This is a genomic window from Pandoraea communis (assembly GCF_902459745.1).
Classification (GTDB): Bacteria; Pseudomonadota; Gammaproteobacteria; order Burkholderiales; family Burkholderiaceae; genus Pandoraea; species Pandoraea communis.
Map to the genome: position 1 here is coordinate 236,638 of NZ_CABPSJ010000004.1, position 25,199 is coordinate 261,836.

General features: G+C 63.3%; 23 protein-coding genes and 1 pseudogene. 13 read left to right on the top strand and 11 right to left on the bottom strand.

The features are described from left to right. Positions 1-276: 276 nt before the first annotated feature. Positions 277-3,303 (top strand): autotransporter family protein, encoded by a 3,027-nt coding sequence (locus PCO31110_RS15735; protein WP_150690840.1) that lies wholly within the window; start codon positions 277-279, stop codon positions 3,301-3,303. A gap of 447 nt (positions 3,304-3,750) precedes the next feature. Here the strand turns inward: PCO31110_RS15735 and PCO31110_RS15740 are convergent, their stop codons facing one another. Both PCO31110_RS15740 and zapE read right to left on the bottom strand, forming a co-directional pair. Next, positions 3,751-4,377, bottom strand: coding sequence for a LysE family translocator (locus tag PCO31110_RS15740; protein ID WP_150690841.1), 627 nt, complete (start codon positions 4,375-4,377; stop codon positions 3,751-3,753). A 101-nt stretch (positions 4,378-4,478) separates the two neighbouring features. Continuing rightward, positions 4,479-5,519 (bottom strand): cell division protein ZapE, encoded by a 1,041-nt coding sequence (gene zapE, locus PCO31110_RS15745; protein ID WP_010805198.1) that lies wholly within the window; start codon positions 5,517-5,519, stop codon positions 4,479-4,481. Between zapE and PCO31110_RS26210 the strand changes: the two genes are divergently transcribed. Then, a complete protein-coding gene (locus PCO31110_RS26210; RefSeq protein ID WP_306439162.1) occupies positions 5,475-6,371 on the top strand; it encodes a glyoxalase superfamily protein in 897 nt (298 codons plus the stop codon). The genes zapE and PCO31110_RS26210 overlap by 45 nt on opposite strands. A 63-nt stretch (positions 6,372-6,434) precedes the next feature. On the opposite strand, the gene PCO31110_RS15755 is transcribed toward PCO31110_RS26210, so the two are convergent. Beyond that, positions 6,435-6,881, bottom strand: coding sequence for a GFA family protein (locus PCO31110_RS15755; protein WP_150690842.1), 447 nt, complete (start codon positions 6,879-6,881; stop codon positions 6,435-6,437). A 218-nt stretch (positions 6,882-7,099) separates the two neighbouring features. On the opposite strand from PCO31110_RS15755, the gene PCO31110_RS15760 reads away from it, so the two are divergent. Further along, positions 7,100-7,966, top strand: coding sequence for an arylamine N-acetyltransferase family protein (locus PCO31110_RS15760; protein ID WP_150690843.1), 867 nt, complete (start codon positions 7,100-7,102; stop codon positions 7,964-7,966). 102 nt (positions 7,967-8,068) lie between these two features. On the opposite strand, the gene PCO31110_RS15765 is transcribed toward PCO31110_RS15760, so the two are convergent. Beyond that, the gene (locus PCO31110_RS15765; RefSeq protein ID WP_150690844.1) at positions 8,069-9,316 is read right to left on the bottom strand and encodes an MFS transporter; all 1,248 of its coding nucleotides are present in this window, start codon (positions 9,314-9,316) and stop codon (positions 8,069-8,071) included. 97 nt (positions 9,317-9,413) lie between these two features. On the opposite strand from PCO31110_RS15765, the gene PCO31110_RS15770 reads away from it, so the two are divergent. After that, positions 9,414-10,394, top strand: a complete 981-nt coding sequence (locus tag PCO31110_RS15770; RefSeq protein WP_150690845.1) for a LysR family transcriptional regulator — start codon at positions 9,414-9,416, stop codon at positions 10,392-10,394. Here the strand turns inward: PCO31110_RS15770 and PCO31110_RS15775 are convergent, their stop codons facing one another. Then, complete coding sequence (locus tag PCO31110_RS15775; protein WP_246189858.1) at positions 10,395-11,372, bottom strand: LysR family transcriptional regulator; 978 nt, start codon at positions 11,370-11,372, stop codon at positions 10,395-10,397. A 151-nt stretch (positions 11,373-11,523) separates the two neighbouring features. Between PCO31110_RS15775 and PCO31110_RS15780 the strand changes: the two genes are divergently transcribed. From PCO31110_RS15780 to mmsB, 3 genes are all read left to right on the top strand, one after another. Beyond that, positions 11,524-12,762, top strand: a complete 1,239-nt coding sequence (locus PCO31110_RS15780) for an ABC transporter substrate-binding protein (RefSeq protein ID WP_150690846.1) — start codon at positions 11,524-11,526, stop codon at positions 12,760-12,762. 158 nt (positions 12,763-12,920) lie between these two features. After that, positions 12,921-14,420, top strand: a complete 1,500-nt coding sequence (locus PCO31110_RS15785; RefSeq protein ID WP_150690847.1) for a CoA-acylating methylmalonate-semialdehyde dehydrogenase — start codon at positions 12,921-12,923, stop codon at positions 14,418-14,420. A 32-nt stretch (positions 14,421-14,452) separates the two neighbouring features. Beyond that, positions 14,453-15,382: a 3-hydroxyisobutyrate dehydrogenase gene (gene mmsB / locus PCO31110_RS15790; protein WP_150690848.1), complete on the top strand. Its 930-nt coding sequence runs from the start codon at positions 14,453-14,455 to the stop codon at positions 15,380-15,382. A gap of 106 nt (positions 15,383-15,488) precedes the next feature. On the opposite strand, the gene PCO31110_RS15795 is transcribed toward mmsB, so the two are convergent. Next, entirely contained in the window at positions 15,489-15,878 is a 390-nt protein-coding gene (locus tag PCO31110_RS15795) for a hypothetical protein (protein WP_010805188.1), read from the bottom strand. A 236-nt stretch (positions 15,879-16,114) separates the two neighbouring features. Here PCO31110_RS15795 and PCO31110_RS15800 point away from each other — a divergent pair, with 236 nt between their 5' ends. The 4 genes from PCO31110_RS15800 to PCO31110_RS15815 all read left to right on the top strand — a co-directional run bounded on the left by PCO31110_RS15800 (position 16,115) and on the right by PCO31110_RS15815 (position 19,016). Further along, positions 16,115-17,026, top strand: coding sequence for a bestrophin family protein (locus PCO31110_RS15800; RefSeq protein WP_010805187.1), 912 nt, complete (start codon positions 16,115-16,117; stop codon positions 17,024-17,026). Between the two features lie 54 nt (positions 17,027-17,080). Continuing rightward, a complete protein-coding gene (locus PCO31110_RS15805) occupies positions 17,081-17,437 on the top strand; it encodes an ArsR/SmtB family transcription factor (RefSeq protein WP_010805186.1) in 357 nt (118 codons plus the stop codon). Then, positions 17,421-18,371 carry an SRPBCC family protein gene (locus tag PCO31110_RS15810; protein ID WP_150690849.1) on the top strand — a complete coding sequence of 317 codons (951 nt, stop codon included), beginning with the start codon at positions 17,421-17,423 and terminating at the stop codon, positions 18,369-18,371. The genes PCO31110_RS15805 and PCO31110_RS15810 overlap by 17 nt, the downstream gene beginning before the upstream one ends. Before the next feature lie 237 nt (positions 18,372-18,608). Then, the gene (locus PCO31110_RS15815) at positions 18,609-19,016 is read left to right on the top strand and encodes a DUF4148 domain-containing protein (RefSeq protein ID WP_150690850.1); all 408 of its coding nucleotides are present in this window, start codon (positions 18,609-18,611) and stop codon (positions 19,014-19,016) included. A 90-nt stretch (positions 19,017-19,106) separates the two neighbouring features. Here the strand turns inward: PCO31110_RS15815 and PCO31110_RS15820 are convergent, their stop codons facing one another. Next, a complete protein-coding gene (locus PCO31110_RS15820) occupies positions 19,107-20,009 on the bottom strand; it encodes a ferritin-like domain-containing protein (RefSeq protein ID WP_150691037.1) in 903 nt (300 codons plus the stop codon). A gap of 452 nt (positions 20,010-20,461) precedes the next feature. On the opposite strand from PCO31110_RS15820, the gene PCO31110_RS15825 reads away from it, so the two are divergent. Then, positions 20,462-20,905 carry a hypothetical protein gene (locus tag PCO31110_RS15825; protein WP_010805182.1) on the top strand — a complete coding sequence of 148 codons (444 nt, stop codon included), beginning with the start codon at positions 20,462-20,464 and terminating at the stop codon, positions 20,903-20,905. 44 nt (positions 20,906-20,949) lie between these two features. Here PCO31110_RS15825 and kefC read toward each other — a convergent pair whose 3' ends face one another. Then, positions 20,950-22,872 carry a glutathione-regulated potassium-efflux system protein KefC gene (kefC, locus tag PCO31110_RS15830; protein WP_246189859.1) on the bottom strand — a complete coding sequence of 641 codons (1,923 nt, stop codon included), beginning with the start codon at positions 22,870-22,872 and terminating at the stop codon, positions 20,950-20,952. Beyond that, complete coding sequence (gene kefF, locus PCO31110_RS15835) at positions 22,872-23,609, bottom strand: glutathione-regulated potassium-efflux system oxidoreductase KefF (RefSeq protein WP_036664309.1); 738 nt, start codon at positions 23,607-23,609, stop codon at positions 22,872-22,874. The genes kefC and kefF overlap by 1 nt, the downstream gene beginning before the upstream one ends. 199 nt (positions 23,610-23,808) lie before the next feature. On the opposite strand from kefF, the gene PCO31110_RS15840 reads away from it, so the two are divergent. After that, entirely contained in the window at positions 23,809-24,141 is a 333-nt protein-coding gene (locus PCO31110_RS15840; RefSeq protein WP_010805179.1) for a hypothetical protein, read from the top strand. A gap of 63 nt (positions 24,142-24,204) precedes the next feature. On the opposite strand, the gene PCO31110_RS15845 is transcribed toward PCO31110_RS15840, so the two are convergent. Next, entirely contained in the window at positions 24,205-24,663 is a 459-nt protein-coding gene (locus PCO31110_RS15845) for a cupin domain-containing protein (protein ID WP_150620304.1), read from the bottom strand. Positions 24,664-24,937: 274 nt separating this feature from the next. Beyond that, positions 24,938-25,195 (bottom strand): annotated as a pseudogene (locus PCO31110_RS15850) (hypothetical protein); the annotation flags it as partial. Positions 25,196-25,199 lie beyond the last annotated feature (4 nt).

Here is a 25,199-nt window from a genome sequence, read left to right on the forward strand (position 1 = left end):
CGTGGATGACAGTCGTTATCTGATGTTCGTTCGCCGATTGTCGACGATCCAGGTGACTGTGTCGAACGTCTCGTTGTCGTCTATGCGCACATAGCCGCGCCGGTGGCGGTCACCGCTACCGGCGCAATTGCCTGTGCGCTGGAGGTATCTAAGATACACATGATTTGTTATCCAAAGCATAAAAAAAGAAAGGATTGCTTAGAATTCATATTCATGTCATCGGCACGGTGAATACTCTGCGGCTTCGAACAAGTTCCAAAGAGGACATCGGGGTATATGAAACCACTTGCCATTTTGGCTGGCGTCATCGCGCTTTTTGCCGAACAACACGCCTTCGCCGCCAGCTTCATCATCACCAACGGCCTGACAAGCAATGCAGGGCAGATCCTGTCCAGCGGGCAGTCCGGCACGATCCAGAGCGGCGGCCTGCTTTCGGTCGCCGGCAGCACCATCGGTGTCTCCATCACGGGCAACGCCACACTCGTCAATAACGGCACGATCAATATGACGGGCACCGGCCGCGCCATCCGCGACAACACGGGTGGTCTGAGCCTCACGGTGACCAATGGTGTCGGAGCGAGCATGACCACGTTCGACGCCGACGTCATCCAGATGAATAAGGCGAACAGCAACGTCGTGTTCAACAACTATGGCACGCTGACCTCGACGAACAACTCCGCTCAAGGCAACCAGGCGATCGACTTCAACGCGATCACGACTGGCACCAACGTCCTGAACAACTTCGCGGGCGGTGTCATCCAGGCAAACGAAGCCGATGCCGTTCGCCCCGGCGTCAACGGCGTCATCAACAACGCCGGTATCATCCGCTCGACCAACAATCCAGGCAGCACCAGCAGCAGCGACGGTGTCGATGCGCAAACGAACACCGGCGTCGTCGTCGTCAACTCGGGTACGGGTCTGATTCAGGGCGCACGCCACGGCATCACGGGGGGAGCCAACACCGCGACCGACGGTACATTCACACTCTCCGTCACGAACAACGCCGGTGGCACGATCCAGGGCATGAACGGCTCAGGGATCAACATCGACGGCTTCAACGCCAACGAAGTCGTCACGATCAACAATGCGGGCTCGATCGTCGGCAATGGGGTGACTGGCGATGGCGATGGCGTGGACGTCGACGGCCTCGTCAACATCACCAACTCGGGCACGATTCGTGGCGCAAAGGCGTTTAACGACGTGAGCGAAGGTGTGACCGCCGGCGGCGGCACGATCGTCAACAGTGGCACTATCATCGGCGAGAACACTGCGGGCGGTGTGGGCCGAGGCATTACGCTCGCCGGTGTCGACAAGGACCCGATCACCAAGCTGCCCATCACCCCGCAAGGCATCTACGCCAATTCGACTATCGTCAATAGCGGCCTCATTCGCGGCCAGAGCGACTCGGCCATCGCTGTGACCGGCAGCCGCAATGCGTTCACCGTGACTGTCGTCAACCAGGCGAGCGGCGTGCTCGAAGGCGGCGGTGCGACGGCGGCCGTCGTCAACACCGGCGCGAACGACGCGACCGTCATCAACTACGGGACGATCACCGCCGATCAGAACGGCAAGGCGGTCGATCTGGGCAGCGGCAACAGCACGCTGCAAATTCTCGGCGGCTCTGCCGTCGTGAACGGCGATGTGTCGGGCGGCACCGGCACCAGCACGTTGACTATCACGCCAGGCACCGGCAACGCATTCAACTACAACGGCGCGATCTCGAATTTCTCGGCCGTGAGTCTTGGTGCTGGCACCATCGCTCTGAATGGCGCCAGTTCCTACGCGGGCACGACCGCGATAGCGAGCGGGGCGACGGTGATCGTGGGCGACGCTTCACACCGAAACGCAACACTCGGATCCGGTCTGGCGACAGTGGCCGCAGGCGCCACGCTGGCGGGCTATGGCGGCACGCTCGGCAGCGTGACGAACGCGGGCATGATCGCCGTCGGAAGCGCATCGCCGGGCGCGGCGTCCGGTAGCACGGGTACGTTCACGATTGCTGGCGACTACGTCGGCAACAACGGAACGGCGTTGCTGAATGCATCCATCGCGAACGACAGCTCATCGGTGGCCTCGGACAAGCTCTTGATCAACGGGAACGCCAGCGGTACCACTGCGCTCAAGGTCAACATCACTGGCGCAGGCGTAGCCACGACGGGCGCCGGCATCCAGCTCGTGCAGGTCAATGGAACGTCGGCGGCGGGCGCATTCAGGCTTGCTGCACCGGTGCAAGCGGGGGCCTATCAATACCTCCTGCGCGAGAGTGCTGCGGCGGGCACCGCAAGTTGGTATCTGTCAACGTCGTACGGCTCGGGCGCAACGGCGTACCGCGCGGCGGCCGTAGCCTATGCCATGACGCCGCAACTCGTCACGGACTTTGGTTACACGACGCTCGGCCGTTTCCAGGAGCGCATGGGTAGCCTGCGCGGCGACGCAGGGGAAGGTGGCAGCCGCAGCGCCAACGGCGTATGGGGGCGCGTATTCGGCAAGACGATGGACGCCGATATGTCGAGCCGCTTCAACGCCGACGAACGCATGTTTGCAGCGCAATTCGGGCGGGATTGGCGTTTGGCCACGGACGCCTCGGGCATGGGCGGCAGCGCCCACGCGGGGTTGACGGCGACCTTCGGTACGGCGTCGGCGTCATTCTCGGACAGTGCCCGCACGCTCGACCCGACGCTCTCCGCCGCGACCGGGTCGGTCACCATGCAGGCGCAGTCGGTGGGCGCGTACTGGACGCGCATTCTGCCGCAAGGGGCGTACGTCGATGTGACCACGCAGGTCTCGCACTACCGCAACAAATATAGTGACGCGGGCGGTATCGGGGCGACCCAAAACGGCTTCGGTGCAGCGCTCTCGGGCGAGATCGGGCATCCATTCGCGATTCTGGGCTCGGGCGTCACCATCGAGCCGCAGGCGCAATTGGCTTATCAGTATTTGCACCTGAACGGCTTCAGTGACAGCGTGTCCGGCGTGTCGGGCAATACGACGAATGCGTTGCGCGGTCGCGTCGGCTTCAAGCTGGGTGCGCCAGATCTGGCGAACGTCGCGGGCATCGGTTCGGCGTCTCCCTATCTGACTTTCGACGTCGTGCACGACTTCCTGTCACCGGGGCAGACCAGCGTCGCTGGCGCGACCTTCGACAGTCGTCTCGCGAAGACGTGGTACGAACTGGGCGCCGGCATGGCAGCGACCTTGGGCCGCACATCGTCGCTGTACGCGAGCGTGAAGTACGCGCGCAACCTGGGTGGCGACTATCGTCGCAACGTGTACGGCCAGGTGGGATATCGCTACCACTGGTAAAAAGCGAGGGCGGACGGGCGCCATTCGCAGGTTGATCCGGCGGCCAGGGGGGGGGCACCGAACCCAATGGCCGCCGGCCGCACTACCCTGCATCCGGCGCAGGATACCCGCACCATAGCGTTCATCCTCCGGCTGAGCCAGCTCGTATCGTGATCCGACCGTTGTCGTATTTCCCGCATCTTATTGCTTTGGCGGTACTGATTGGGTGACTCGGCGTGACTCACATTGTCATCACCGAACTTGCCAAGCGAACGCAAGCCACCGCAGACTTGCGCTTCAACGAATTTGCCACTGACACCGCGAACAAGGTACAAGGTCAGTTGCTGCGCTATGTCGATATCCTGCCGGGGTGGCGAGGGCTCTGGTCGGTCGTCGGCACGCCCACATCCGAAGCGTTTCGCGACTACACAGACGCGTTGCACATTCGGGACCGGTTCCCTTCGACGATCAATTGCCGCCCTTCCGATAGAGGGCGAGCCCGCCAGCGAGCGTGAACATGACAACGGCACACACGCGGTTCAGGCGTCGCAGGCCGCGTGCCGTCATCAGGCGCGCGGCCTGCACGCCACCGGTGGCATAGAGCGTCATCACCATGATGTCGACGGCGGCCGAAACGATGGCCAGCACGGCATACTGCGGCGCGAGCGGCATCGACGTATCGACGAACTGCGGCAGAAATGCCGTGAAAAACAGCAGGATCTTCGGATTGGTCAACGCGACACCGAAGCTGCGCAGGAAGACGCGTCGTGCGCTCAGATCCGACTTGATGCGCACTTGGCTGAGATCCTGTGGATGATGGCGCCACAATTGAACAGCAAGCCAGACAAGATAGGCGACACCAACCCATTTGACCGTCGCAAATAACGACGCCGACGCCATGAGCAGTGCGCCGAGTCCCGCGCCCACCGCAGCGACGACCAGCATGTCGGAGAGTGCTGCGCCGCACATCCCCACGATCACCACGCGCCAGTTACCCGAAATGCCGTTCGCGAGCGCGAGCAGCGTGGTGGGGCCGGGGATCAGGCCACCGATCAGGGCGGCAGTAGCGAAAATTGCGAGCGTGGAGAGTGGCATGGCGAAATATCGGTGACTGGGCGAAACTGCCAGTCTTGCAGATACCATCGAAGGCAGCAAGCAGCGGATTCGGCTTGTGCATCGAGGCGATTGTCAGCGTGTCAGCGTGGACGAACGAGCGTGCGACGCTCGTAATCGAGCGATCCCATCTCTGCCAGACGGCTGATCGTGCGTGACAGATCGCGCCAGTCGCTCAGGGCGTCGAGCGCAGGAATGAGTGGTGCGTCCGAGGCGATCAGCAGCGTGCGTCGACGGTCGTAGCAGATGTCGATCAGCCACAGGAATCGTTGCAGCGTATCGGGGCGTTGCAGACGTTCGACGTGCAGGTCGTCGACGATCAGCGATTGCCAGTGCTCCGCGAGCGCGAGGTAATCCAGATGCGAACGATGAGCGACGCACAGGTCGTCGAAACTTGCCCAAAGCACACGGTTTCCTGCGCTTCGTGCAGCCAGGGTGCGGCCCGCCAGCGCCACCTCCGACGGCGCCGATGCGGGCATCCCCTCCAACTCGATGTAACGCGCAGGCAAGACGTCGCGGGCATATTCCAGCGGTGCGATCCAGCGCGGCAACCGTGCCGCTTCACCGCCCAGGCGGTAATCGGTGGCGCCGTCGAAATGGATGATCGCGAAGCGTTGCAGAATCACCGCGATGGTCGGTTCGAAACGTTCGTGAAACTCGGGATCGGGCAGTAACTGTTGTGGCGCGTAGTTCGACGTCAGCACCAACCGTACGCCGCGTGCGAGTGCCATGTCGAGAAAGCGACCGATCAGGAAGGCATCGGCGATGTCGTGGACGTGAAACTCGTCGAAGCAAAGCAGTTCAACGCCTTCCAGCCATCGGTTGGCGACGGCGGCGAGCCGGTCGTCGCATTTTGGTTCGCGCACGAGTTGGCGGTGTATGTCGCGCAGGAATTCGTGAAAGTGCACACGCCGCTTTTCGCACACGGCGATGGCGAAGGCCGCGTCGACGACGAGGCTTTTGCCGCGCCCGGGCGGACCGTAGCAATACACGCCGTCGACGGCGGCTCGGCTCGTGCTTGTGTCCGTCAGCCGGGCAAGTGCGGCGATGGTCTCGCGTTGACGAAGATCGGGGCGGAGGTGGCGCTCGGCCAGCGCTTGCGTTACGCGCGCGGCGTCGATCATGAAAGGGAGACTCCGGATAACAGAGGCCGGCGCATGACCAGCCAACGAGCGCCACTATACCGGCGCGGTGCGACGGCGGCCAATACGAAATTCGGCGCGGTGCTATCGCATTTCGGCATTGCCGGTCTGCTTTCTGGCGTACGCAGAATGCTGCTAGAATCGCCGCAGGCCGATGTTGCCTGCCGCTCGCACCCGTGTCCGGGATCGGTGAAAGCATCGCAGGAGTCGCATGTCCGTCCCGTTCATCAGGCGACGCGCATCAGCAACGCGAGCACTGATCGAATTCGTCGCCACCGAACACTAGCAAGGATGGTAAACATGCGAACCTATCTCGACGCCAAGATCATGGCCAAGTCGTTGCGCGAGCGTCTCGCGCGCGAGGGCATCGACATTTCCCACGCGCAAGCTCTGGAATCCGTCGCCGCGCAGTTCGGCTTCGCGGACTGGAACGTGCTCGCCGCCAAACTCGCGTCTGCCCCGGCGGACGGGATCGTCTTCGACACCGTCGCGCCGATTCACCGCATCTTCGACGAAGCGAAGGCACGCGAATTCTATGTGGACTTTCTGGGTTTTCAGATCGATTGGGAGCACCGCTTCGCCGAAGGTATGCCCCTGTACTGTCAGGTTTCGCGCGCGGGGATGACATTGCACCTGTCAGGCCATTTCGGCGACGCGAGTCCCGGTGCGACGACGTTCGTCTTCATGCGCGGCGTCGAGGCGTATCAGCGCGATCTGTCCGGCAAGCGCTATCCCAATATGAATCCCGGCATCGAGGCGCTCGACTGGGGCAAACAAATGACGGTGACCGATCCGTTCAATAATCGTATCCGCTTCTGCGAACCGAGCGACTGAGGGCACGTCCCCCTGCGAACGGTCATCGCAGTATGTGGCGATGACCGTCGATGCCATCCTCTCTCATTGCCCGTAGAGCGGCCCGTCCCAACCGTCGAGGTATTTGGGTAAATCGTCCTGCACGTCCAATACGCGATGACGATAGAACAGGTGCATCGTCGGTTGCAGGTCGGCGGGCAGCCTGGTGTCGTGTGCCCGCGCGAGTCGTGCATTCGGCACGACGTACATCTCCAAACGATTGGTGCCATGAAGGGTCTCGCCGCACGCGGCGCAGAAGCGTCGCGACATCTTGCGCGACGGATGCGAAAACGTGTGCGTGGCGCCCGCGATCGCCACTTGCGACGGCGCCCAGGCGGTCGCCGCCAGCACCGGCGTACCGTAAAAGTCGCGGCAGGCGTTGCAGTGGCACAAGGCGCGTGCGGCGGGCTTGCCGGTGAGTGTCATCGAGACGCTGCCGCACTGGCAGGCTACCGTGATCGCTGCGGTTCCCGGGGTTGTCGTGTCGGTCATGAGAGCCTATCGAGGGCAAAGGGGCGCACGCGGCGCGACGGCGTAAGCATACGAGGATGCTTCGGGCGCGTGTCCCTGCTGAAATTGGCGGGTTGCGTATTCCCTCGTGCGCATTCTTCGGGATACCCCGCTGTTACCGGGGAACGCGCAAGGAGGCAGCGAATGCGCTAACGTATGTGCTTTGCGTATGTCCGTATCCCCAAACGAGGAAGTCTGGCATGTCTCATCCCTTCGATCCAGAGCGCTATTTCCGGCGCATTGGCTATACCGGCCCGCGTGAAGCCACGCTCGATGTTCTGCGCGCGGTGCACTCGCTGCATCCTTTGGCGATCCCCTTCGAAAACCTCGATCCGATTTGCGGCCGGCCGGTCGAGGTCGATCTGCCGTCGGTCGTCGCCAAGTTGCTCGACGGGGGGCGCGGCGGCTACTGCTTCGAGCAGAACGCCTTGTTCGCCAACGCGCTGACGCATCTGGGTTTCGCCGTGACGCCGTTGATCGGGCGCGTTGCGTGGGGACGTTCGTTCGATGCGGAAGCGCCGCTGACGCACATGTTGTTGCGTGTCGATCTGGACGGCGAGGCTTTGCTGGCCGATGTAGGCTTCGGCTCCGTGACCCTCACGGCGCCGCTGCGCCTGCAATCGACACAACCGCAATCGACCTTGCTGGAAACGTTTCAGTTGGAGGCGGTCGGTGCGGACGATGGCGCGCCGCCCAGCGAGTATCGTTTGAGCGTGCGCTCGGCACAGCGGTGGCTGCCTGTGTATCGTTTTACGCCGAAGCCCGCCGAATGGATCGATTACAAGCTGGGCAATTGGTACACGTCGAGTGCGCCGGACTCGATCTTCCTGAATCAACTCATCGCATGCCGTGTGCTGCCGCAGGGACGGATCGCCTTGCTCAACACAACGCTCACGGAGCGCTCCGCACAAGGCGAACTCGTGACGGAAACCGATATCGCATCGGGCGCGCAACTCGCGCAGATTCTGCGGGAGCGATTCGGTCTGACGCTCGACGGCATCGATACCGATGTGCTGTATAAGCGTGCGAAAGCGTGCGCCGCCAAGGCGGCTGAGTCACGGCAATAGCATTGGCGATGGCTTCCCGTCGCGCGTTTGCGTGAAACGAAAAGGCCGCCTCCGGAGGGGAGGCGGCCTTTGTCGTTGCGCCGTGTTATCTGTCGATGTGTGTCAGTGGGCCGAAACTGTGCCCGGCCACATCCGCACCACGAGTGCTCCGATGGCGGCAAGCGTGGCGAGCGATGCAACGCCCGTCCAACCCCAGTGTGCCAGTGCCTGAGCGCCGAGCGCTGCGCCTATCGACATGCCGATGAACACGCCGACGAAGAGCACCGCGTTCAGACGGCTGCGGGCGGCGGGCTCGATGCCGTACACGATGGTCTGATGCGATACGAGCGCCACCTGCACCCCCAGATCGAAACCGATGGCGGCCAGGCCGATCAACCACAACTGAGCGTGCGCGCCGAGCATGGGGGCGAGCAGCATCGCTGCAAACGAGACGGCTACCAGACCCGCACCGAGACGCGTCACGATCTGCGGCCCGCGACGATCGGCAATACGCCCGGCCAACGGCGCACCAAGTGCACCGGCGGCACCTGCCAGACCGAAGGCGCCTGCCGCAGCAGCCCCCAGATGGAACGGCGCTTCGTGAAGCATCACCGCCAGCGTCGACCAGAAGGCACTGAACCCGACCGACAGCAAGCCCTGCGCCACAGCGGCACGGCGCAACGCCGGATGACGCCGCCACAGGCTGGCCACCGAGCCGATTAACTGGCGATAAGTCATCTGCGTCGTCGGATGGAACGACGGCAGACCGCGCCATGCCACGACACCAAAGCCGGCCACGCTGATGGCGGCGACGACGTACATCGCGCGCCAGCCGAAGTTCTGCGCGACGAAACCCGACACGACCCGCGAGAGCAGAATGCCCAGCAACAACCCGGTCATCACCGTGCCGACCACCCGGCCCCGGATCGATTCGGGAGCGAGCGCGGCCGCCGCAGGCACGATGTCTTGCGCCATCGTCGCCGTCAGGCCGATGGCCAGACTCGCGGCGAGCAGCGTGCCGATGCCCGGCGCGAAGGCAGCCAGCAGCAGCGCGAGCGTGAGAATCGCGCCCTTGACCAGCACGATACGACGCCGATCGATGATGTCGCCAAGCGGCACCAGCAGCAGAATGCCAAGCGCGTAGCCAAGCTGGGTGAGCGTGGGCACCCAGCCGACGGTCGTGTTGGCCGCGTGGATGTCGTCGGTCATGATGCCGAGCATCGGCTGAGCGTAGTACAGCGAGGCAACCGTCAGGCCGGTGCCGGTGGCCAGTAACAGGATCAGCCGGGCGGACAATTCGGGCTGAGGCCGGACAGCGGCCTGAGCCGTGCCGTTCTTGCCGGCCGCATCACTTGTTTGAGCGGAACTCATCAGGGGGACTCCGGTAGCAAAAGTATGGGCGTAGTGTCTCGCTTGGTGCGGTGCAGCGGTAGGCCTATAATCCGTACAACATTTATACGTGATGCGTATGACAGAGCCCCTCGAACCCCCGTCCGCTACGACCGACGCTGCCGCCAGCCGGGGCGGAGGCGCCGACCGCGTCGAGTTGATGCAGACGTTTGTGCGCATCGTCGAGGCCGGCAGTCTGTCGGCGGCGGCAGTGCGGCTCGGCACCACGCAGCCCACCGTCAGCCGGCGTTTGCAGATGCTTGAGCGTTCGCTGGGGCTCCGACTGCTCCAGCGGTCGACGCACCGCATGAAGCTCACCGAAGACGGCGAGCGCTGCTTCGCGCGAGCGAAGGAGTTGGTCACGAGCTGGGAGGCGTTCGAAGCCGATCTGCGCGGCACGGGCGACGACCCGGAGGGCACCTTGCGCGTGCTCGTCCCGCACGCGTTTGGTCAGGAAATGATGGTTGGGCCGCTTGCTGACTTTCTCGAGCGCTATGTCGGGGTCAAGGTGCACTGGTTCCTGCGCGACGATGAGCCCGATTTCATTGCGGAAGGGCTCGACTGCGCGATCCACGTGGGGGAACTGCGAGACCCGTCGAATGTGGCGATCACGTTGACCGACGTGCCGCGAATCGTCGTGGCGTCCCCCGAATTGCTGGCGGGGCGCCCACTCCCCGCGCACCCGTCGGATCTGGCGTCGTTGCCATGGCTTTCGCTCTCGACGTTCTATCGCAACGAGATCACGCTCACGCATGAGACAACCCGCGAGGCAGCCCGCGTCGCATTCGACCCGCGCATGAGTACGGACAATCTCTATGCGTTGCGCAGTGCCGCAATACGCGGGCTCGGGGTGGGGATCTGCTCCGCATGGGTGATGGCCGAGGACGTGGCGCAGGGGCGTCTGATCCAGCTTGTGCCGCAATGGCGCTCGACGCCGTTGCCGATGTACATCATCTATCCGTATGCGAAGTACTACCCGGCACGTCTGCGCCGCTTCATCGAAGTGATGCGCTGCGCCATTCCCCCCGTGATCGACGCCGAACAGCGCAAGGTTCGTTGATCAGATCAAGTGCAACTGCCCGGTCGTGCCTTGCAACAGGGCGTCGTTGCGGTGTGCGGCGTCGCGCAGATAGTCCCATAGCACCGTAATGCGCTTGAGCGTGCGCAATTCCTCGTGGCAGTAGATCCAGAAGCTGCGTGTGACCGCCACGTCGTCGACGAGCAACGGCACCAGCCGGGCGTCCTGCGCCGCCATGAAGCAAGGCAGGATCGCCAGTGCCTCGCCCTGCAACGCGGCCTGATATTGCGCAATGACACTCGTGCTGCGCAGCACGACGTGGCACCCCGGCACGACGTCTTCCAGATAGCGCAACTCGTTGCTGAAGCTGAGTTCGTCGACATAGCTGATGAACCGGCGTCCGCTCAGATCCGCGAACGTCGTGACCTCGCCGTATCGCTTGAGATAGCCGGGCGTCGCGTACAACTGCAAGCGGTAGTCGCACAGCTTGCTGCACACATACGGGCCGCGTTGCGGACGTTCGATGGTGATCGCCAGATCGGCTTCGCGCTTCGAGAGACTCACGAAGCGCGGCACCGGCAACACGTCGAAGTCGATGGCGGGATATTCGCGCTGGAAGCGTGAGAGCACGGGCGTGACGAAATACGTGCCGAACGCTTCCGTCGACCCGATGCGGACATGGCCCGAGAGTGTTTGTCCCAAACCCGCCACCTGCTCGCAGGCCGATTGCACCGCCGTCTCCATCTGCTCGGCGTGAACGAGGAGTTGCTGACCTTCCGGCGTCAGAGCGAAGCCCGCGTTGCGAGATTTGTCGAACAACAACGTGCCGAGCGACTGCTCCAGCGCCCGGACACGCCGCGACACCGTGGTGTGATCGACCCCCAGACGCTGCGCCGCAGCACTCACCCGCTGCGTGCGCGCCACCTCCAGAAAGTACCGAAGATCGTCCCAGTCGGGACGTGGCTCCGCGCTCGAAACGCCGACGATACCCGACTGCCGTGCCGTTGAGGTGCGTGCCATCGCTCGATCTCCTATGTGTATTTATGCACAAAATAGATGCAGATTTTCGCTATGTAAAGCAAATTCGCACAAATACAATTCATGAGCGCCGCGCATAGACGACGGCGACGAAAGCATAAGAGACCTGAAAGGACCTGAAGGAGACAAAGCGATGAAGATGAAGCCGTGGCTGCTCGCGCTGGGACTTGGCGCGGGCTTGGGGTTGACGTCGGTATCGGGGATGGCGGAGTTGCCGAACCGTCCGGTGAGGGTGGGGGTGCTGACCGACATGTCGGGCACGTATTCCGCGATGGGGGGCGGCGGGTCGGTCGTGGCGGCGCAGATGGCCATTGACGATTGTCTGGCGGCCGAATGCAAGGGCATGAAGATCGATCTGGTCTCGGCCGACAACCAGAACAAGGCCGATGTTGCCGCCAACAAGGCGCGCGAGTGGTTCGACCGTGACAACGTCGACGCGATTGCCGATCTGACGAACTCGGCCGCCGCGCTCGCCGTACAGAAACTCGCGATGGACAAGCAGCGCGTCGCGCTGTTCTCAGGCCCGGCGACCACGCGTCTGACGAACGAAGACTGCTCGCCCACGGGCTTTCACTGGATGTTCGACACCTACTCCCAGTCGGCGGCAACCGCGCGCGCCGTGGTCGGCGACGGCGGCAAGTCGTGGTATTTCATCACCGTCGACTATGCGTTCGGGCACTCGCTGGAGAAGGACGCCGCCGATATCGTGAAGACGCTCGGCGGCACCGTGGTGGGCCAGTCGCGGCATCCGCTCAATGCCTCCGACTATGCGTCGTTCCTGTTGCAGGCGCAAAGCTCGAAGGCACAGGTCGTGGCGCTCGCCAACGGTGGCCAGGACACGGTCAATGTGCTCAAGCAGGCGCGTGAATTCGGCATCGTGCAACGCGGGCAGAAGCTCGCGGCGCTGCTGGTGTTCCTCTCGGACGTTCATGCGCTGGGTCTGAACACGGCACAGGGCCTGTTGTTTACCGACGGCTTCTACTGGGACTTCGACGACGCGTCGCGCGTTTGGTCGGCCCGCTTCCAGAAAAAATACAAGGATCTGAAGCCGACGATGGTGCAGGCGGGCGTGTATTCGAGCGTGCTGCACTACCTGCGTGCGGTGGCGGCGACGAAGAGCGTGGAGGCGAAGGTGGTCGCGCAGAAAATGCGCGAGATGCCGATCCGGGACCCGATCATGCACAACGCGTCCATTCGTCCGGACGGCCGCGTGATTCACGACATGTACCTGTTCCGTGTGAAGTCGCCCGCCGAGTCGAAAGGCCCGTGGGACTACTACACCAAGGTTGCCACCGTGCCCGCGACCGAAGCCTTCCAACCGTTGTCGAAATCGACCTGTTCACTCGTAAAGGCGAACACCGCAGCGAAGTGAGCGCCGGCTGATCGCCATGGCGCAGTCCTGGCCCCGATTGCCTATCTTGTAATTGCCGGCGGCGCTGCGTGCCCACTTGCCGCAGCCCGCCATCGCCCGAACCCCGAAGTGGCGCAAGCCCCGAATTCTTGCATTCGTTTCGATCTGGAGAGCCTGTCATGTCCTTACCTACCCTTCCGCTGCTCATCGACGGCAAACGCGTCGAGTCGAAGACCTCGCAATGGCGCGACGTTGTGAACCCGGCCACACAGGAAGTTGTCGCCCGCGTGCCGTTTGCGACAACCGAAGAACTCAACGCGGCCGTGGCGTCGTCCAAGGCGGCTTACAAAAGCTGGCGCAATACGTCGCAAGCGAACCGCATGCGCGTGATGCTGCGCTTTCAGCAACTGCTGCGCGATCACACGGGCGAACTCGCCGGACTGATCACACGCGAGCACGGCAAGACGCTGCCCGACGCCGAGGGCGAAGTGGGGCGCGGCCTCGAAGTCGTCGAACACGCATGCGCCATTGCGTCGCTGCAATTGGGCGAGTACGCACAGAATGCCGCCGGTGGCGTCGACGTCTACACGCTGATCGAACCGCTGGGCGTATGCGCGGGTATCACCGCTTTCAACTTCCCCGTGATGCTGCCGTGTTTCATGTTTCCGCTCGCGGTGGCAACGGGCAACACGTTCGTGCTCAAGCCGTCGGAGCAAGACCCGAGCGCATCGCTGCGTCTGGCCGAACTGGCGCTGGAAGCCGGTCTGCCGCCGGGAGTGCTTAACGTCGTGCATGGCGGCCCGGACATTGCCAACGCCATTTGCGATCACCCGGATATCAAGGCCATATCGTTCATCGGTTCGACGCACGTCGGCACGCATATCTATCGTCGCGCTTCGGATGCGGGCAAGCGTTGTCAGGCGATGATGGGCGCGAAGAACCACTGCGTGATCCTGCCCGACGCGGATCGCGAGCAGGCCATCAATCATTTGCTGGGGGCAGCGTTCGGCGCGGCGGGCCAGCGTTGCATGGCAACGTCTGTCGCGGTGCTCGTGGGCGAGGCGCGCGAGTGGGTGCCCGAGTTGGTAGAGCGCGCACGTGCGCTCAAGGTGGGCCCGGGTACCGATCGCCACGCGGATCTCGGCCCGGTGGTGTCGAAGCCGGCCCGTGCCCGCATCGAGAAACTCATCGGCGCCGGTGTGGAAGAGGGCGCGAAGCTGCTGCTCGACGGTCGCGGTCACTCGGTCAAGGAAGCACCGGAAGGCAATTTCGTCGGTCCGACCATTTTCGATGACGTGACGGCCGACATGTCGATTTACCGCGACGAGATTTTCGGACCGGTGCTGTGCATGACAGGGGTCGATACGCTCGATGAAGCGATTGCCTTTGTCAACGCGAACCCGAACGGCAACGGTGTGGCGCTGTTCACGCAGGACGGCGGCGCGGCGCGTCAGTTCCAGAACGAGATCGATGTCGGTCAGGTCGGGATCAACCTGCCGATTCCGGTGCCGGTCGCCTGGTTCAGCTTCACCGGCTCGCGCGGCTCGAAGCTCGGCGATCTGGGGCCGAACGGCAAGCAAGCCATTCTGTTCTGGACGCAGACCAAGACCGTGACGGCGCGTTGGCAAGCGCGTGGTACCGGCCCGTCGGGCGTGAACACGACGATCACACTCAAGTAACACGCCTTTCCTACGGATTTCGGAGACAGACGATGGCTACGGAAACTCAATCAGGAACGTTGCGCGTCGCGTTCATCGGCCTCGGCAATATGGGCGGCCCGATGGCGGCCAATCTGGTCAAGGCGGGGCATGCGGTGTGCGGCTTCGATTTGTCCGGTGGGGCAGTGGAGCGGCTGGCGGCGGCCGGAGGCCGCGCCGCGACGTCGATTGCCGATGCCGTGCGCGACGCGCAGGTGGTTATCACGATGCTGCCCGCCGGTGAGCATGTGCTCGCGGCATACGACGGCCCGCAAGGGGTACTCGCGAATGCTGCGTCGGACGCCGTGCTGATCGACAGCAGCACGGTGCCGCCGGAGATTCCCCGTCAGTTGGCCAAACTCGCCCGCCCGGGCACGCTGCTGCTCGATGCGCCGGTTTCCGGCGGCACGGCAGGCGCGGCGGCCGGCACGCTCACCTTCATGGTGGGCGGCGATGCGGCGCTCGTCGAGCGCATGCGGCCGCTGCTCGGCAACATGGGACGTGCCATCCATCATGGCGGCCCGCTTGGCGCCGGGCAGACGCTCAAGCTTTGCAACAACATGCTGCTGGGCATCCTGATGGCCGGCACAAGCGAGGCGCTGCGTCTGGGCATCGCCAATGGGCTCGATCCGAAGGTGCTCTCGGCGGTCATGCAGCAAAGCTCCGGACGCAACTGGACACTGGAGGTCTACAACCCATGTCCGGGCGTGATGGAGAACGCGGCGTCGTCACGCGGATACACGGGGGGGTTTGCGACCGATCTGATGGCGAAGGACTTGCGCCTGGCCCACGGAGCGGCCGAAGCCAGCGACGTGGCGACGCCGCTTGGCGATCTGGCTCGCCGCATCTTCGAGGTGCATCGGGCCAACGGCCATGGGGCGCTCGACTTCTCGAGCATCTTCCAGGATCCGGTGACGCTGGCCCAGGCGCTGGATGTGAAGTAGTTCCCGTCCGGCGAGACGGACAAACGCCCGTCGGCTTTGCGGCCGGCGGGCGTTCTCTTTTGCGGAGGTTCGTCGCCGAGCGCCTACGAGGCGGCGCGTCGTCACGTCAACCGGCGATCAGACGGTGCAACTGGTCGAGTTCCTGATTGAGCACACGTTGCTCGTCGCCCGACAGGCCGCTTCCGTGTTGCGCTGCCATGTCGCGGGTTTCCTGCGCAATGGCGTCCAGACGGCGGTGTAATTCATAACCGCGCGGTGGCGGGTAATAGCCCAGATTCACATGATTGTCGATATCGCGCGATTCGTTGCCGATGCGGCGGTCGATCTGCTCGCGACGTTGGATGGCCACGGTATGCGGATCGGGCTCCACGATGACACGCGCAGCGGGGGCTGGCCGTGGCGGTTCTACCACACAGCCCGACAAACTGCCGATGACGCCCGCGAGTCCGGCGAGCAACGCGATGGCGGCCAGTCCGCGAGTCTTGCGGGGCGCCATCGCGGATGGAATGCGAGAAGTGGGGTGCGCGACGTTCATGATCGTTGTTTTGGCCCTTAGCCCTTATCTACGCCAAGACGGCGTATTGGCATTCTCACTATCCCTGCGAGCGCCGGATAGCGATGTTGCAATCGGTTGCAACCATTTCAAACCCATCAATATGGGCGTATCATCCCGCCGCAGCGGCTTCCCCCCCCACAGCCTGCCTTTCCGCGCTTGCGAGCGCCTTTGTTGCCATGATCGTTCGACCCAATCTGCACTGGCTGCGCATGCTCTTCGTCGTGCGCGGCTCGATCTTGCCCAAGATCGCTCCGCAGCTCATTTTCACCACGATCATTTCGATAGTTGTCACACTCGCCCATGGGCGCATCTTCGAATGGAAGATCCCGCTCACGTTTATCCCGTTCTCGCTGATCGGTATAACGCTCGCGATCTTTCTCGGTTTTCGCAACACCACGAGCTACGCCCGCTACTGGGAAGCCCGCATGCTCTGGGGCAGCGTACTCAACGAAACGCGTGCATTGGCCCGTCAGTCGATGACGTTGGTGTCCGATGCCTCGGATTCGCCACGCTTCGTCTCTTATCTCATCGCTTTCGTGCACAGCATGCGCCATCAGTTGCGCGGCACCGACCCCCACGCCGACTTCGAACGGCTGCTCGGCAAGGAAGAGGTGGCGTGCCTCGCGCGTAAACAGTTCAAGCCGATTACGATCCTGCTCATGGCGGGGGAATGGCTGCGGGAGCGTCGCGTGCGCGGGCAGATCGACGCACCGCTCGCGCAGGTCATGGAAATGCATCTGGATCGTCTGGGCGATGCCATCGGCGGCTGCGAGCGGATCGCCACTACACCGATTCCGTTCACCTACGGCGTGATCCTGCACCGCGTGACCTATCTCTACAGCCTGTTGCTGCCGTTCGGGCTGGTCGACTCCATCGGCCCGATGACCCCGGTGATCGTGGCTTTCATCTCGTACACTTTCTTCGCGCTCGAAGCGGTCAGCGCTGAAATCGAAGAGCCGTTCGGGCTGGAGCCGAACGACCTCGCGCTCGACGCCATGTCCGAGACGATCGAGCAGTCGCTGAGCGAAATCCTTCACCGCCAGCACACGGCCCGCGTGCGCGCGCGCGATCACCACATCATCACTTGACGCGTCGATACTAAAGTTCTTGCTTTAGTTTTTTTGACGTCTATACTCAAGCACATGCTTGACCATGACAACGCCCTCGATCTGACTTTTCAGGCACTGGCCGATGCGTCGCGCCGCGCAATGCTTGCGCGGCTGGCGCAGGGGCCGGCGTCGGTCAGTGCGCTCGCGCAGCCGCTGGCGATGTCGTTGCAGGCGGTCATGCAGCACCTGACCGTGCTCGAAAGCGCGGGGCTGGTGCGAACGGAGAAGGCCGGCCGTGTGCGCACGTGCCGGATCGAACCCCAGGCGCTGAGTCTTGCCGAGCGATGGATCAACCAGCGCCGTCATGAGTGGGAAGGTCATCTCGACCGTTTGGGCGAGTATCTGGCCAGCCTGCCCCCCGAAGGAGCATTTCATGAGGACAGCAAGTGAAGCCGCAGCGTCTGCGGCGCAGCCGCGCCCGCTGACGGTTGGCCGGACATATGCCACCACGCGGGAAACGGTATTTCGCGCCTGGACAACCACCGAGGCGGTGAAGCGCTGGTTTTGCCCGGCTGGCTACACCATACCCGAAGCCAGGATCGACGCCCAAGTGGGCGGTGCTTTCGAACTGATGATGCAGTCGCCCGAAGGTGACGCGCACTGGATTCGCGGGCGCTTCGTCGAGATCGACGCCCCCGGACGTCTCGTGATCGACATGGAAGTGACCGACGCCAAGGGGGTGGCGCTGTTCGGCGCGCTCACGACGGCGTCCTTCACGGACGTAGCGCAAGGCACGCGGCTGGACGTCGAGCAACGCTACACCGTTCACGATCCCGCCTATGCCTGGATGCCCGAAGGCGCCAGCGCTGGCTGGGCACAGACGTTGGACAAGCTCGGTCGCGAGGTTATGCGCGAGGTCGGGGCGCCAGCGCAACGTAGCGTCGTGCATGCGACCTTTCGCATCGAGCGTCAGTACCCCGCATCTCCCGCACGGGTCTTCCGTGCACTGACCGACCGCGAAGCCAAGGACCGTTGGTTCGCCCGCAGCGACGGTCTCACGGTGCTGGAGCGATCGATGGATGCCCGGCCCGGTGGTCGCGAGCGCGTGAGCGGGCGGTGGGCCGGGGGCATGGTGTCGACGTTCGACGCCACGTATTTCGATGTCGTGCCCGATACGCGGCTTGTCTATGCCTACGAAATGCACCTCGATACCCGCAAGATCTCCGTATCGCTCGCGACGGTCGATCTACGCGCGCACGACGGCGGCACGCTTCTCGTCATGACCGAACAAGGCGCATTTCTGGACGGCTACGACGACGCGGGTTCGCGCGAGCGCGGCACCCGGCTTCTGCTCGACGCCCTTGGCGCGTCGCTCACGGACTGAGCCGTCCCGCCTCCATTTCTTTCTTCTGTCACGCCGCTTTTTCCCTCAGTGAAACGGGGGAGAAGCGGCGTTTGTCATGATCGAATGCACCGGTCTGGTGCGATCGATTCCCGTCGAACGACGCAATAGTTCCTCGACAAATATCGCGTTTTTCATCGGGGCGGCGAGTTCTAGACTTCCTTACATCGACGGCGCAATGCAAAACAAAGTCGTCGCAACTAGACAGGAGTTAAGAAAATGAACACCAAGAACATCGCAATCGTCCTTATCGCCGCCGTGGCTTCGCTCGGTGCCGTTGCCAGCAACGCAGCAGAAAATGGCAACAACTATCCTCAAGTCGCCTCGCAAGGTCAGCCGCTCACGCGTGCCGACGTGCTGGCCGATCTGGCTCAAGCCCGCGCACAAGGCGTGATCCCGCACGGCGACGCCGATTATCCGGTGTATGTCGCTTCGGGTCCGGCCATGAGCCGCACGGAAGTGAAGGCCCAACTGGCTCAGGCGCGTGCTGAAGGCCTTATGGCCCAAAACGACATCGATTACCCGGTCGTCGCCTCGCAAGGCTCGAGCATGTCGCGCACCGACGTGAAGCAGGAACTGGCCCGTGCCCGCGCCGCCGGCGAGTTGAACGTCAGCCAAGGCAGCTAAGCGTTCGCTGGCTGTCGCAGCAAAATCAAAAGCCGTCCCGAGTGAGAAACTCGGGACGGCTTTTTTTCATCGGTACGACAGACGTGCCGCTCAGGACTTCATGAAGCGAAGCGCAATCCGGGCGAGCTTCGGCACGAAGGTCGGGCGCAACAGGCGCTTGTCGTAGCCATCCATGCGTCTTGCATCTTCCTCCAGGCACAGAACAATCAGGTCGCGGGGCTTGAGCGACTCGCCGATGTCGGCAGTGCCGGTCGCCGGAAAGTTGGCGTCACGGGCCACACCGTCGGTATCGATGCCGCGTGCGATCGCCATGCGATCCCAGATCAAGGTGACCCAGACGGCTGCCACGCGCGCGTAGAACCACGGCCGCTTCCAGACAGGCAGACTGCGCCGGTGCCACGCCACCCAGTTCGCAAAGAACAGGATGTGCCGGGCTTCTTCCTGAATGACGGGCTCGAACGTCTCGACGAGGGCTTCGGGGAAGTAGCCGGAGCGCTGGGCCGAACGGAACAGGCCGAAGGCGACGAAGCTGTCGATGCACTCGCTGAAGCCCGTTTTCATCCATGCCCATTCAGCGTCCTTGGGCGGCGGGTAGGGCGGTTCGGGAGCGAGCTCGATGCCGTACGCTTCGACCAGCTTGGAGAGCACAACCTTGTGGCGCGCCTCTTCCTCGCCGTCCATGACGAGCGCCTCGCGCAGCAGCGGGTCCTGAATCGTCGCGGCGTACGTCGCCACGCGAATCGACGCGCGGCCTTCGGTCTGTACGGCAATGTCCCAGATAGGCAGGGCGGTCAGGCGTTTGAGTGCGTCGGGTGGCAGCGTCGGCCAGTCGATGACCGAGGGCTTGTAAGGGTTGTGGGACTCGAGCAGCATGCGGCAGAACATGCGTTTATGGGGGTCCGAACCAATTGGCACGGTGCCATCGACATCGTATTGCCAATGGCGCATGACGTGGTCGGCTTGCGCGACGGCAACCGCTAGCGTGTCGGACATCTGGTCGGGATATCGCATGGAATATGAGTCTTATCTGCGTCGGCAAAAATCATACCATCAAGCGATCGCCGGCCGCTGTACAGAATGCTCCGGCAATCGCGTCTGGCACGCGCCGGAACACAGACATCCCGGCGACGAAAATCACGCATGAAAACAGTCGCGCCGTCGCGCAATGACCCAGGATGCAGGCCGGCGATCTTTTCCATTGGATTGCTATGCGTTGTCGTCAAGCGCTCCCGGCAAGGACATGACGTAACACTATGTAACGCAGAAGCGGTAGAACATGTGGCACGCGCGCGTAACGGCGCTTCGCGTGCGGTGGTGAAATATTTGGTAATCGTTGCTGCGCGTGCAACGCAAGTATTCGTAGAACATCGTATATTGGCGACTCACAGGTGCTTACACTATGAAGTCCGCTGTGATTGTCTCGCAGCTTTTTTATTGGAGTCGTCATGACGCTGACCCTTGAGCAACTCTTTCCGCAGCATCGTCCCGAAGGTGACTCTGTGGCTACGGCGCTCGACAGCCACGCTGTCGTACAGGCGCTGTCGCTGGCCTGTGCCGAGCATCCGCTCGTGTTGCTGCGCATGATATACCCGGCCACCGACGCGAACACGCACCGCAGCCGCGACGAACTCGCGGAGGTGCTGCACCGCCATGGGCTGCATCAGGTCGCGGGGTTGATCGAAGCGGAGTCGCCGTATCTGATGTTCACGTCGGCCCAGCATGCGCACCTCACACTCTCGGAAATCTTCCGCTACTCGGCGTCCATCACCGTGAATCTCTACTATCGCGGGTTGACCGGGCTCGACGCCGAAGCGCGTCTGCGTGCCGACGCGGCGGCGCCGGCCGATGGGCATTTCCGCCCGTTCGACGGTTTCGCCCGCACCGTGTAACCGCGTTGGCGAAACACCCCGGCGAGCGGCGCCGGGCCTAAGGTTCAGTCCCGGCTGTCGTCCGTGGGGGATTGGCTGCCGGACGGTGAGGGCTTTGAGGTTGGCGAGGCGGGCGGTGTTGGCGTCTTACCGGGCACACTCTCGCCATCCCAGCCGAACGTGACCTGATGCTGCGCGTGACGCTGTTCACGCTCGCGCATCATTTGTTCTTCGAACTGACGGCGGCCCTCCTTCGCTGCGGCAATCATCTTGTTGCGATCCTGATAGGCCGGGTACATCTCGTCGGCCAGTTGATGATTGGCGCGGCGGAACGCCATCGCGGCTTCGCGCGCTTCCGCCGCCGGCCAGCCTAGTTCCTCGAGCACCGAGCGCGCGCTGCGTAGCGACGACTCGAAGACCTCTCGCTCGATGTGCTTCACGCCACGATCGCGAAGCTGGAACAAGTGGCCGACGTTGCGCGCGCGTGCCACGACGGGAACGTCGGGGAAGTGCTCGCGCATCAGGTCGACGATCTCCAGCGACTGATCGACGTCATCGACCGCCACGACAACGGCACGCGCCTGTGCGACGCCCGCAATGCGCAGCAGATCGAGACGTGTGGCATCGCCATAAAACACGCGAAATCCGATTTGACGCAGGCTCTCGATGGTGTCGGGATCGTGATCGAGCACGGTCACTGACACGCCTTGCGGCACCAGCGTACGCCCGACGATCTGGCCGTAGCGTCCGAAGCCGCAAATCACGACGCTGGCCGACTGCGGCTCGGCAATCTCTTCCATGCGTGACGATCCTTTCAGGCTGTAACGCGGCAGCAGCCATTTTTCGATGGCCACGAGCAGCAACGGCGAGATCAGCATCGACAGCGCGACAGCACCGATCAGGAACGACGACACGGCCGGCGGCAACACCTGCGGCCCGGCCGACTGAAACACCACGAAGGCGAATTCTCCCCCTTGCGCGAGCAGCAGCGTGAAGATCGGCCGTTCCTGATAAGGCAGTTGCATCAGCCGCGACACGCCGTAGATCGCCAGCCCTTTCAGGGCCATGAAGCCGACGACCACGGCGATCATTCGCAGCGGTTGGGCGAGCAGCACGCCGAAGTCGATGCTCATGCCGACCGCGATGAAGAACAGCCCGAGCAGCAGCCCCTTGAACGGCTCGATGTCGGTTTCCAGCTCGCGACGGTATTCGCTCTCGGCGAGCAGCACGCCGGCGAGGAAAGCGCCGAGTGCCATCGACAGGCCGACCCATTGCATCAACGTGGCGATGGCCACGACCAGCAACAGCGACGCCGCCGTGAAAATCTCCGGCGTGCGGCTGTTGGCGATCCAGCGCAGCAGCGGGCGCAACGCGAGGCGGCCACCGAGGATGATCGCCGCGATCACGCCGACGATCTTCAGTGCTTCGAGGGCACGTGCCGAGCCCGTCATCACAGGGCTGTCGAAGGAATTCGCGAGCAGGGGCAGCAGCGCGAGGATCGGGATCGCGGCAACGTCCTGAAACAGCAGGATCGAGAAGCCCGCCTGACCGCTCGGGGTACCGAGCAGATTGCGCTCCGCCATCACTTGCAGGGCGATGGCGGTGGAGGAGAGCGCGAGGCCGAGCGCTGCAACGAGGGCGATGCGCCACGGAGCGCCCAGCGCAATGCCCACCGCGAAGAGCAGTACGGCGCAGCCGAGGACCTGTGCCGACCCCCACCCGAAGATTGGCCGTCGCAGATTCCACAGACGTCGCGGTTCCAGTTCGAGGCCGACGAGGAACAGCATCAGCACCACGCCGAATTCGGCGAAGTGCAGCACGTCTTCCACTCGCGAGACGAGACCGAGGCCCCACGGACCGATGGCAATCCCGGCGGCGAGATAACCGATGATTGCGCCAAGCCCCAATGCACGGGACAGCGGCACGACGATGACAGCCGCCGCGAGGTAAATCAGACTGGCAAGCAGCCAGGCGGGCACGTGTTCCATCAGGCGGCCCTCCCTGCATTGGCGTTTACGGTGTCGTCGTGCGTGCCCGCGATGTCCGTCGCGCCACTCGGGCGATCTGCCGCCGGAATCTCCTGACACTCGGGGGCGTCTGCCATCGAGATCAGTTCCGGCCACTGCGGATACGTGGCTAAACGGCCTGCGAACTCGCTCACGTGAGCATCGAGCGCGGCATCGTCGCTGCGCCGTGCGCCGAAAAACACATGTGGCGGGAGGAATCGCATGCCGCACAGGCGTGCCGTCTGCTCGTAGGCGGGCAGAAATGTCGAGAAGTCGTGCTGGTTGTAGCCTTCTGGGCGATAGCTCGATGCAGGTCCGCCGGTGCTGGCCACGAGCCAGAGGTCCTTGTTCGCGAGCGCATGGCCGTCGTGGCCGTACGCCCAGCCCCAGGACAGCACGTCGTCGAGCCAGAGCTTTTGCAACGGCGGCATGCTGTACCAATAGATCGGATGGACCAGCACGATCAGGTCGGCGCGAGCGACGCGCTGTTGTTCGGCAGCCACATCGATGCTGAAGTCGGGATACGTCGAGTACAGATCGTTGATGTCGACACCTGCGATGCTGCGAGCGGCATCGAGCAGGCGGCGATTGACGCGCGAGTCGCGCCAGCGCGGATGTGCCACGATGACGTAGACGGCTCGCTCCGGTACACCGGTGCGAGACGCGTCGGCGGTATCACGGGAAGCACTTGAGAGACGGGAGGATGCAGGGGCAGTCATGCGGGTGAGGATACCGCATTCATACGACGCCAGGCATCGCGCGCGTGGCGCGTGCGGATGCCGTCGCCGGCTAAAGACAACGGTGGCGAAAGCCGTTAAGTGTGGATATGCTCAATGCATCATTGAGCCTTCGATTGCCGCGATGCGCCGCTGGGGTGTGCCGTGGTCAAAAGGACAAATAACAAGAACCTTCGCGCCGGTGCAGCTTCAACGCTCGTGCCTGCGCCATACCGATATGTCGCCGCAAGCCTTTCGTACTACCGTCAATCTGATCTATCACGGCCGCAACGTTGCGCTCACGCTGTTGCTCGTCGCGTTGCTCTACAACCAGACGTTCTGGGTCTTCGCGAGTGCTGTCGCGGCGGCGCTCTGTACGGGCGCGTTGCAAGAGGCGGCGCGCATGCCGAATGACGAGGATCTGCCACCGCGTCCGCTCGTCATTCAGGTGTTGCGGATTTCCGTGCCACTGCTGCTCACCATGTTCGCGATCGGCTACGGCGCGGTGTGGATCAATCGCAACTTCTTCGGCTGATCTTGCCCGAACGCAGCCGGACGGAGGCGGTTTCCCGGCCCGTCCGCCGCGCATGTCAGGCGCTCATTTAACGAACTGGATATCGGTCGGCGCCTGAGGCGGGAGCTTGACGGCCAGCACCTTGAACTCTCCACTGGTGTTTTGTGAACCCGCGTGCACCGTGCCGCGCGGAATCACGATCAGATCGCCCGGATGCACCTCGCGTTGCTGGTCGCCCAGCCAGAACGTGCCGCTGCCCGAAATCACATACTGAATTTCGTCGGTGTCCTGGTGGGTGTGGCGCGGCACGTTGCCGCTTTGTACCGCGATCGTGCCGTTGGGCGTGGCGACCAGGGTGCGCGTGCGCAGCGTGCCGACATTGGGTACGAGCTTGCCGATCTGCTCGTCGGTCATGGCGCCGACGTCGATGATCTGGGCGCTCAGGGCGGTGGCTTGCGCCATCGCGCCGGGCATCAGGTGGGAAGAGAGGAAGCCCGCAGCGAACGCGGCGGGTACGGCGGCCAGCAGGACATAGCGACGCATGTTCTATTTTCCTTTGCAGGGACGTGACGAAACGGCAGCAAGGGGAGCGACGGACGAACGACTTGCGTGATGCACAACGACATAACCCGCCGTCATGGCAGCGGAAGGCTCGCGGCATTTCGGTGAGTGCCGCGAGCCCTGTGACGGACTATACGCGCTCCCGCGCCATGGCGCGAGGCGGTACCGCCGGTGTGAGGCGGATCAGGAAGCCGTGCGCGGTACGTCGCCATGCTTGTGCAGCAGGGCGTTGCGACGGGCATACGTGCGATAGATCAATCACCAGAATCACGGTCGTCATGCCGAGAATCGTGCCCAGATCGACGAAGCCCGCGATCCAGTTCTGATCGGCGAATTGCAGTGCCAGCGACACCGGATGGTCGATGCCCGTGAATTGTGCGAAGGGCACGATCTCGATCTTGATCGCCACCATCACATTGTTGATGCGGGCGGACTCACGCACGCCATACGACAGCACCCAGGTGACGAGCAGCATGATGACGACGGCCGGCAGGTTGATGAGCGTCGGGCGGCCGACG

Coding starts and splice junctions, on each gene's coding strand:
- PCO31110_RS15735 (WP_150690840.1), top strand. CDS start 277: ATGAAACCACTTGCCATTTTGGCTGGCGTCATCGCGCTTTTTGCCGAA.
- PCO31110_RS15740 (WP_150690841.1), bottom strand. CDS start 4,377: ATGCCACTCTCCACGCTCGCAATTTTCGCTACTGCCGCCCTGATCGGT.
- zapE (WP_010805198.1), bottom strand. CDS start 5,519: ATGATCGACGCCGCGCGCGTAACGCAAGCGCTGGCCGAGCGCCACCTC.
- PCO31110_RS15755 (WP_150690842.1), bottom strand. CDS start 6,881: ATGACCGACACGACAACCCCGGGAACCGCAGCGATCACGGTAGCCTGC.
- PCO31110_RS15760 (WP_150690843.1), top strand. CDS start 7,100: ATGTCTCATCCCTTCGATCCAGAGCGCTATTTCCGGCGCATTGGCTAT.
- PCO31110_RS15765 (WP_150690844.1), bottom strand. CDS start 9,316: ATGAGTTCCGCTCAAACAAGTGATGCGGCCGGCAAGAACGGCACGGCT.
- PCO31110_RS15770 (WP_150690845.1), top strand. CDS start 9,414: ATGACAGAGCCCCTCGAACCCCCGTCCGCTACGACCGACGCTGCCGCC.
- PCO31110_RS15775 (WP_246189858.1), bottom strand. CDS start 11,372: ATGGCACGCACCTCAACGGCACGGCAGTCGGGTATCGTCGGCGTTTCG.
- PCO31110_RS15780 (WP_150690846.1), top strand. CDS start 11,524: ATGAAGATGAAGCCGTGGCTGCTCGCGCTGGGACTTGGCGCGGGCTTG.
- PCO31110_RS15785 (WP_150690847.1), top strand. CDS start 12,921: ATGTCCTTACCTACCCTTCCGCTGCTCATCGACGGCAAACGCGTCGAG.
- mmsB (WP_150690848.1), top strand. CDS start 14,453: ATGGCTACGGAAACTCAATCAGGAACGTTGCGCGTCGCGTTCATCGGC.
- PCO31110_RS15795 (WP_010805188.1), bottom strand. CDS start 15,878: ATGGCGCCCCGCAAGACTCGCGGACTGGCCGCCATCGCGTTGCTCGCC.
- PCO31110_RS15800 (WP_010805187.1), top strand. CDS start 16,115: ATGATCGTTCGACCCAATCTGCACTGGCTGCGCATGCTCTTCGTCGTG.
- PCO31110_RS15805 (WP_010805186.1), top strand. CDS start 17,081: ATGCTTGACCATGACAACGCCCTCGATCTGACTTTTCAGGCACTGGCC.
- PCO31110_RS15810 (WP_150690849.1), top strand. CDS start 17,421: ATGAGGACAGCAAGTGAAGCCGCAGCGTCTGCGGCGCAGCCGCGCCCG.
- PCO31110_RS15815 (WP_150690850.1), top strand. CDS start 18,609: ATGAACACCAAGAACATCGCAATCGTCCTTATCGCCGCCGTGGCTTCG.
- PCO31110_RS15820 (WP_150691037.1), bottom strand. CDS start 20,009: ATGTCCGACACGCTAGCGGTTGCCGTCGCGCAAGCCGACCACGTCATG.
- PCO31110_RS15825 (WP_010805182.1), top strand. CDS start 20,462: ATGACGCTGACCCTTGAGCAACTCTTTCCGCAGCATCGTCCCGAAGGT.
- kefC (WP_246189859.1), bottom strand. CDS start 22,872: ATGGAACACGTGCCCGCCTGGCTGCTTGCCAGTCTGATTTACCTCGCG.
- kefF (WP_036664309.1), bottom strand. CDS start 23,609: ATGACTGCCCCTGCATCCTCCCGTCTCTCAAGTGCTTCCCGTGATACC.
- PCO31110_RS15845 (WP_150620304.1), bottom strand. CDS start 24,663: ATGCGTCGCTATGTCCTGCTGGCCGCCGTACCCGCCGCGTTCGCTGCG.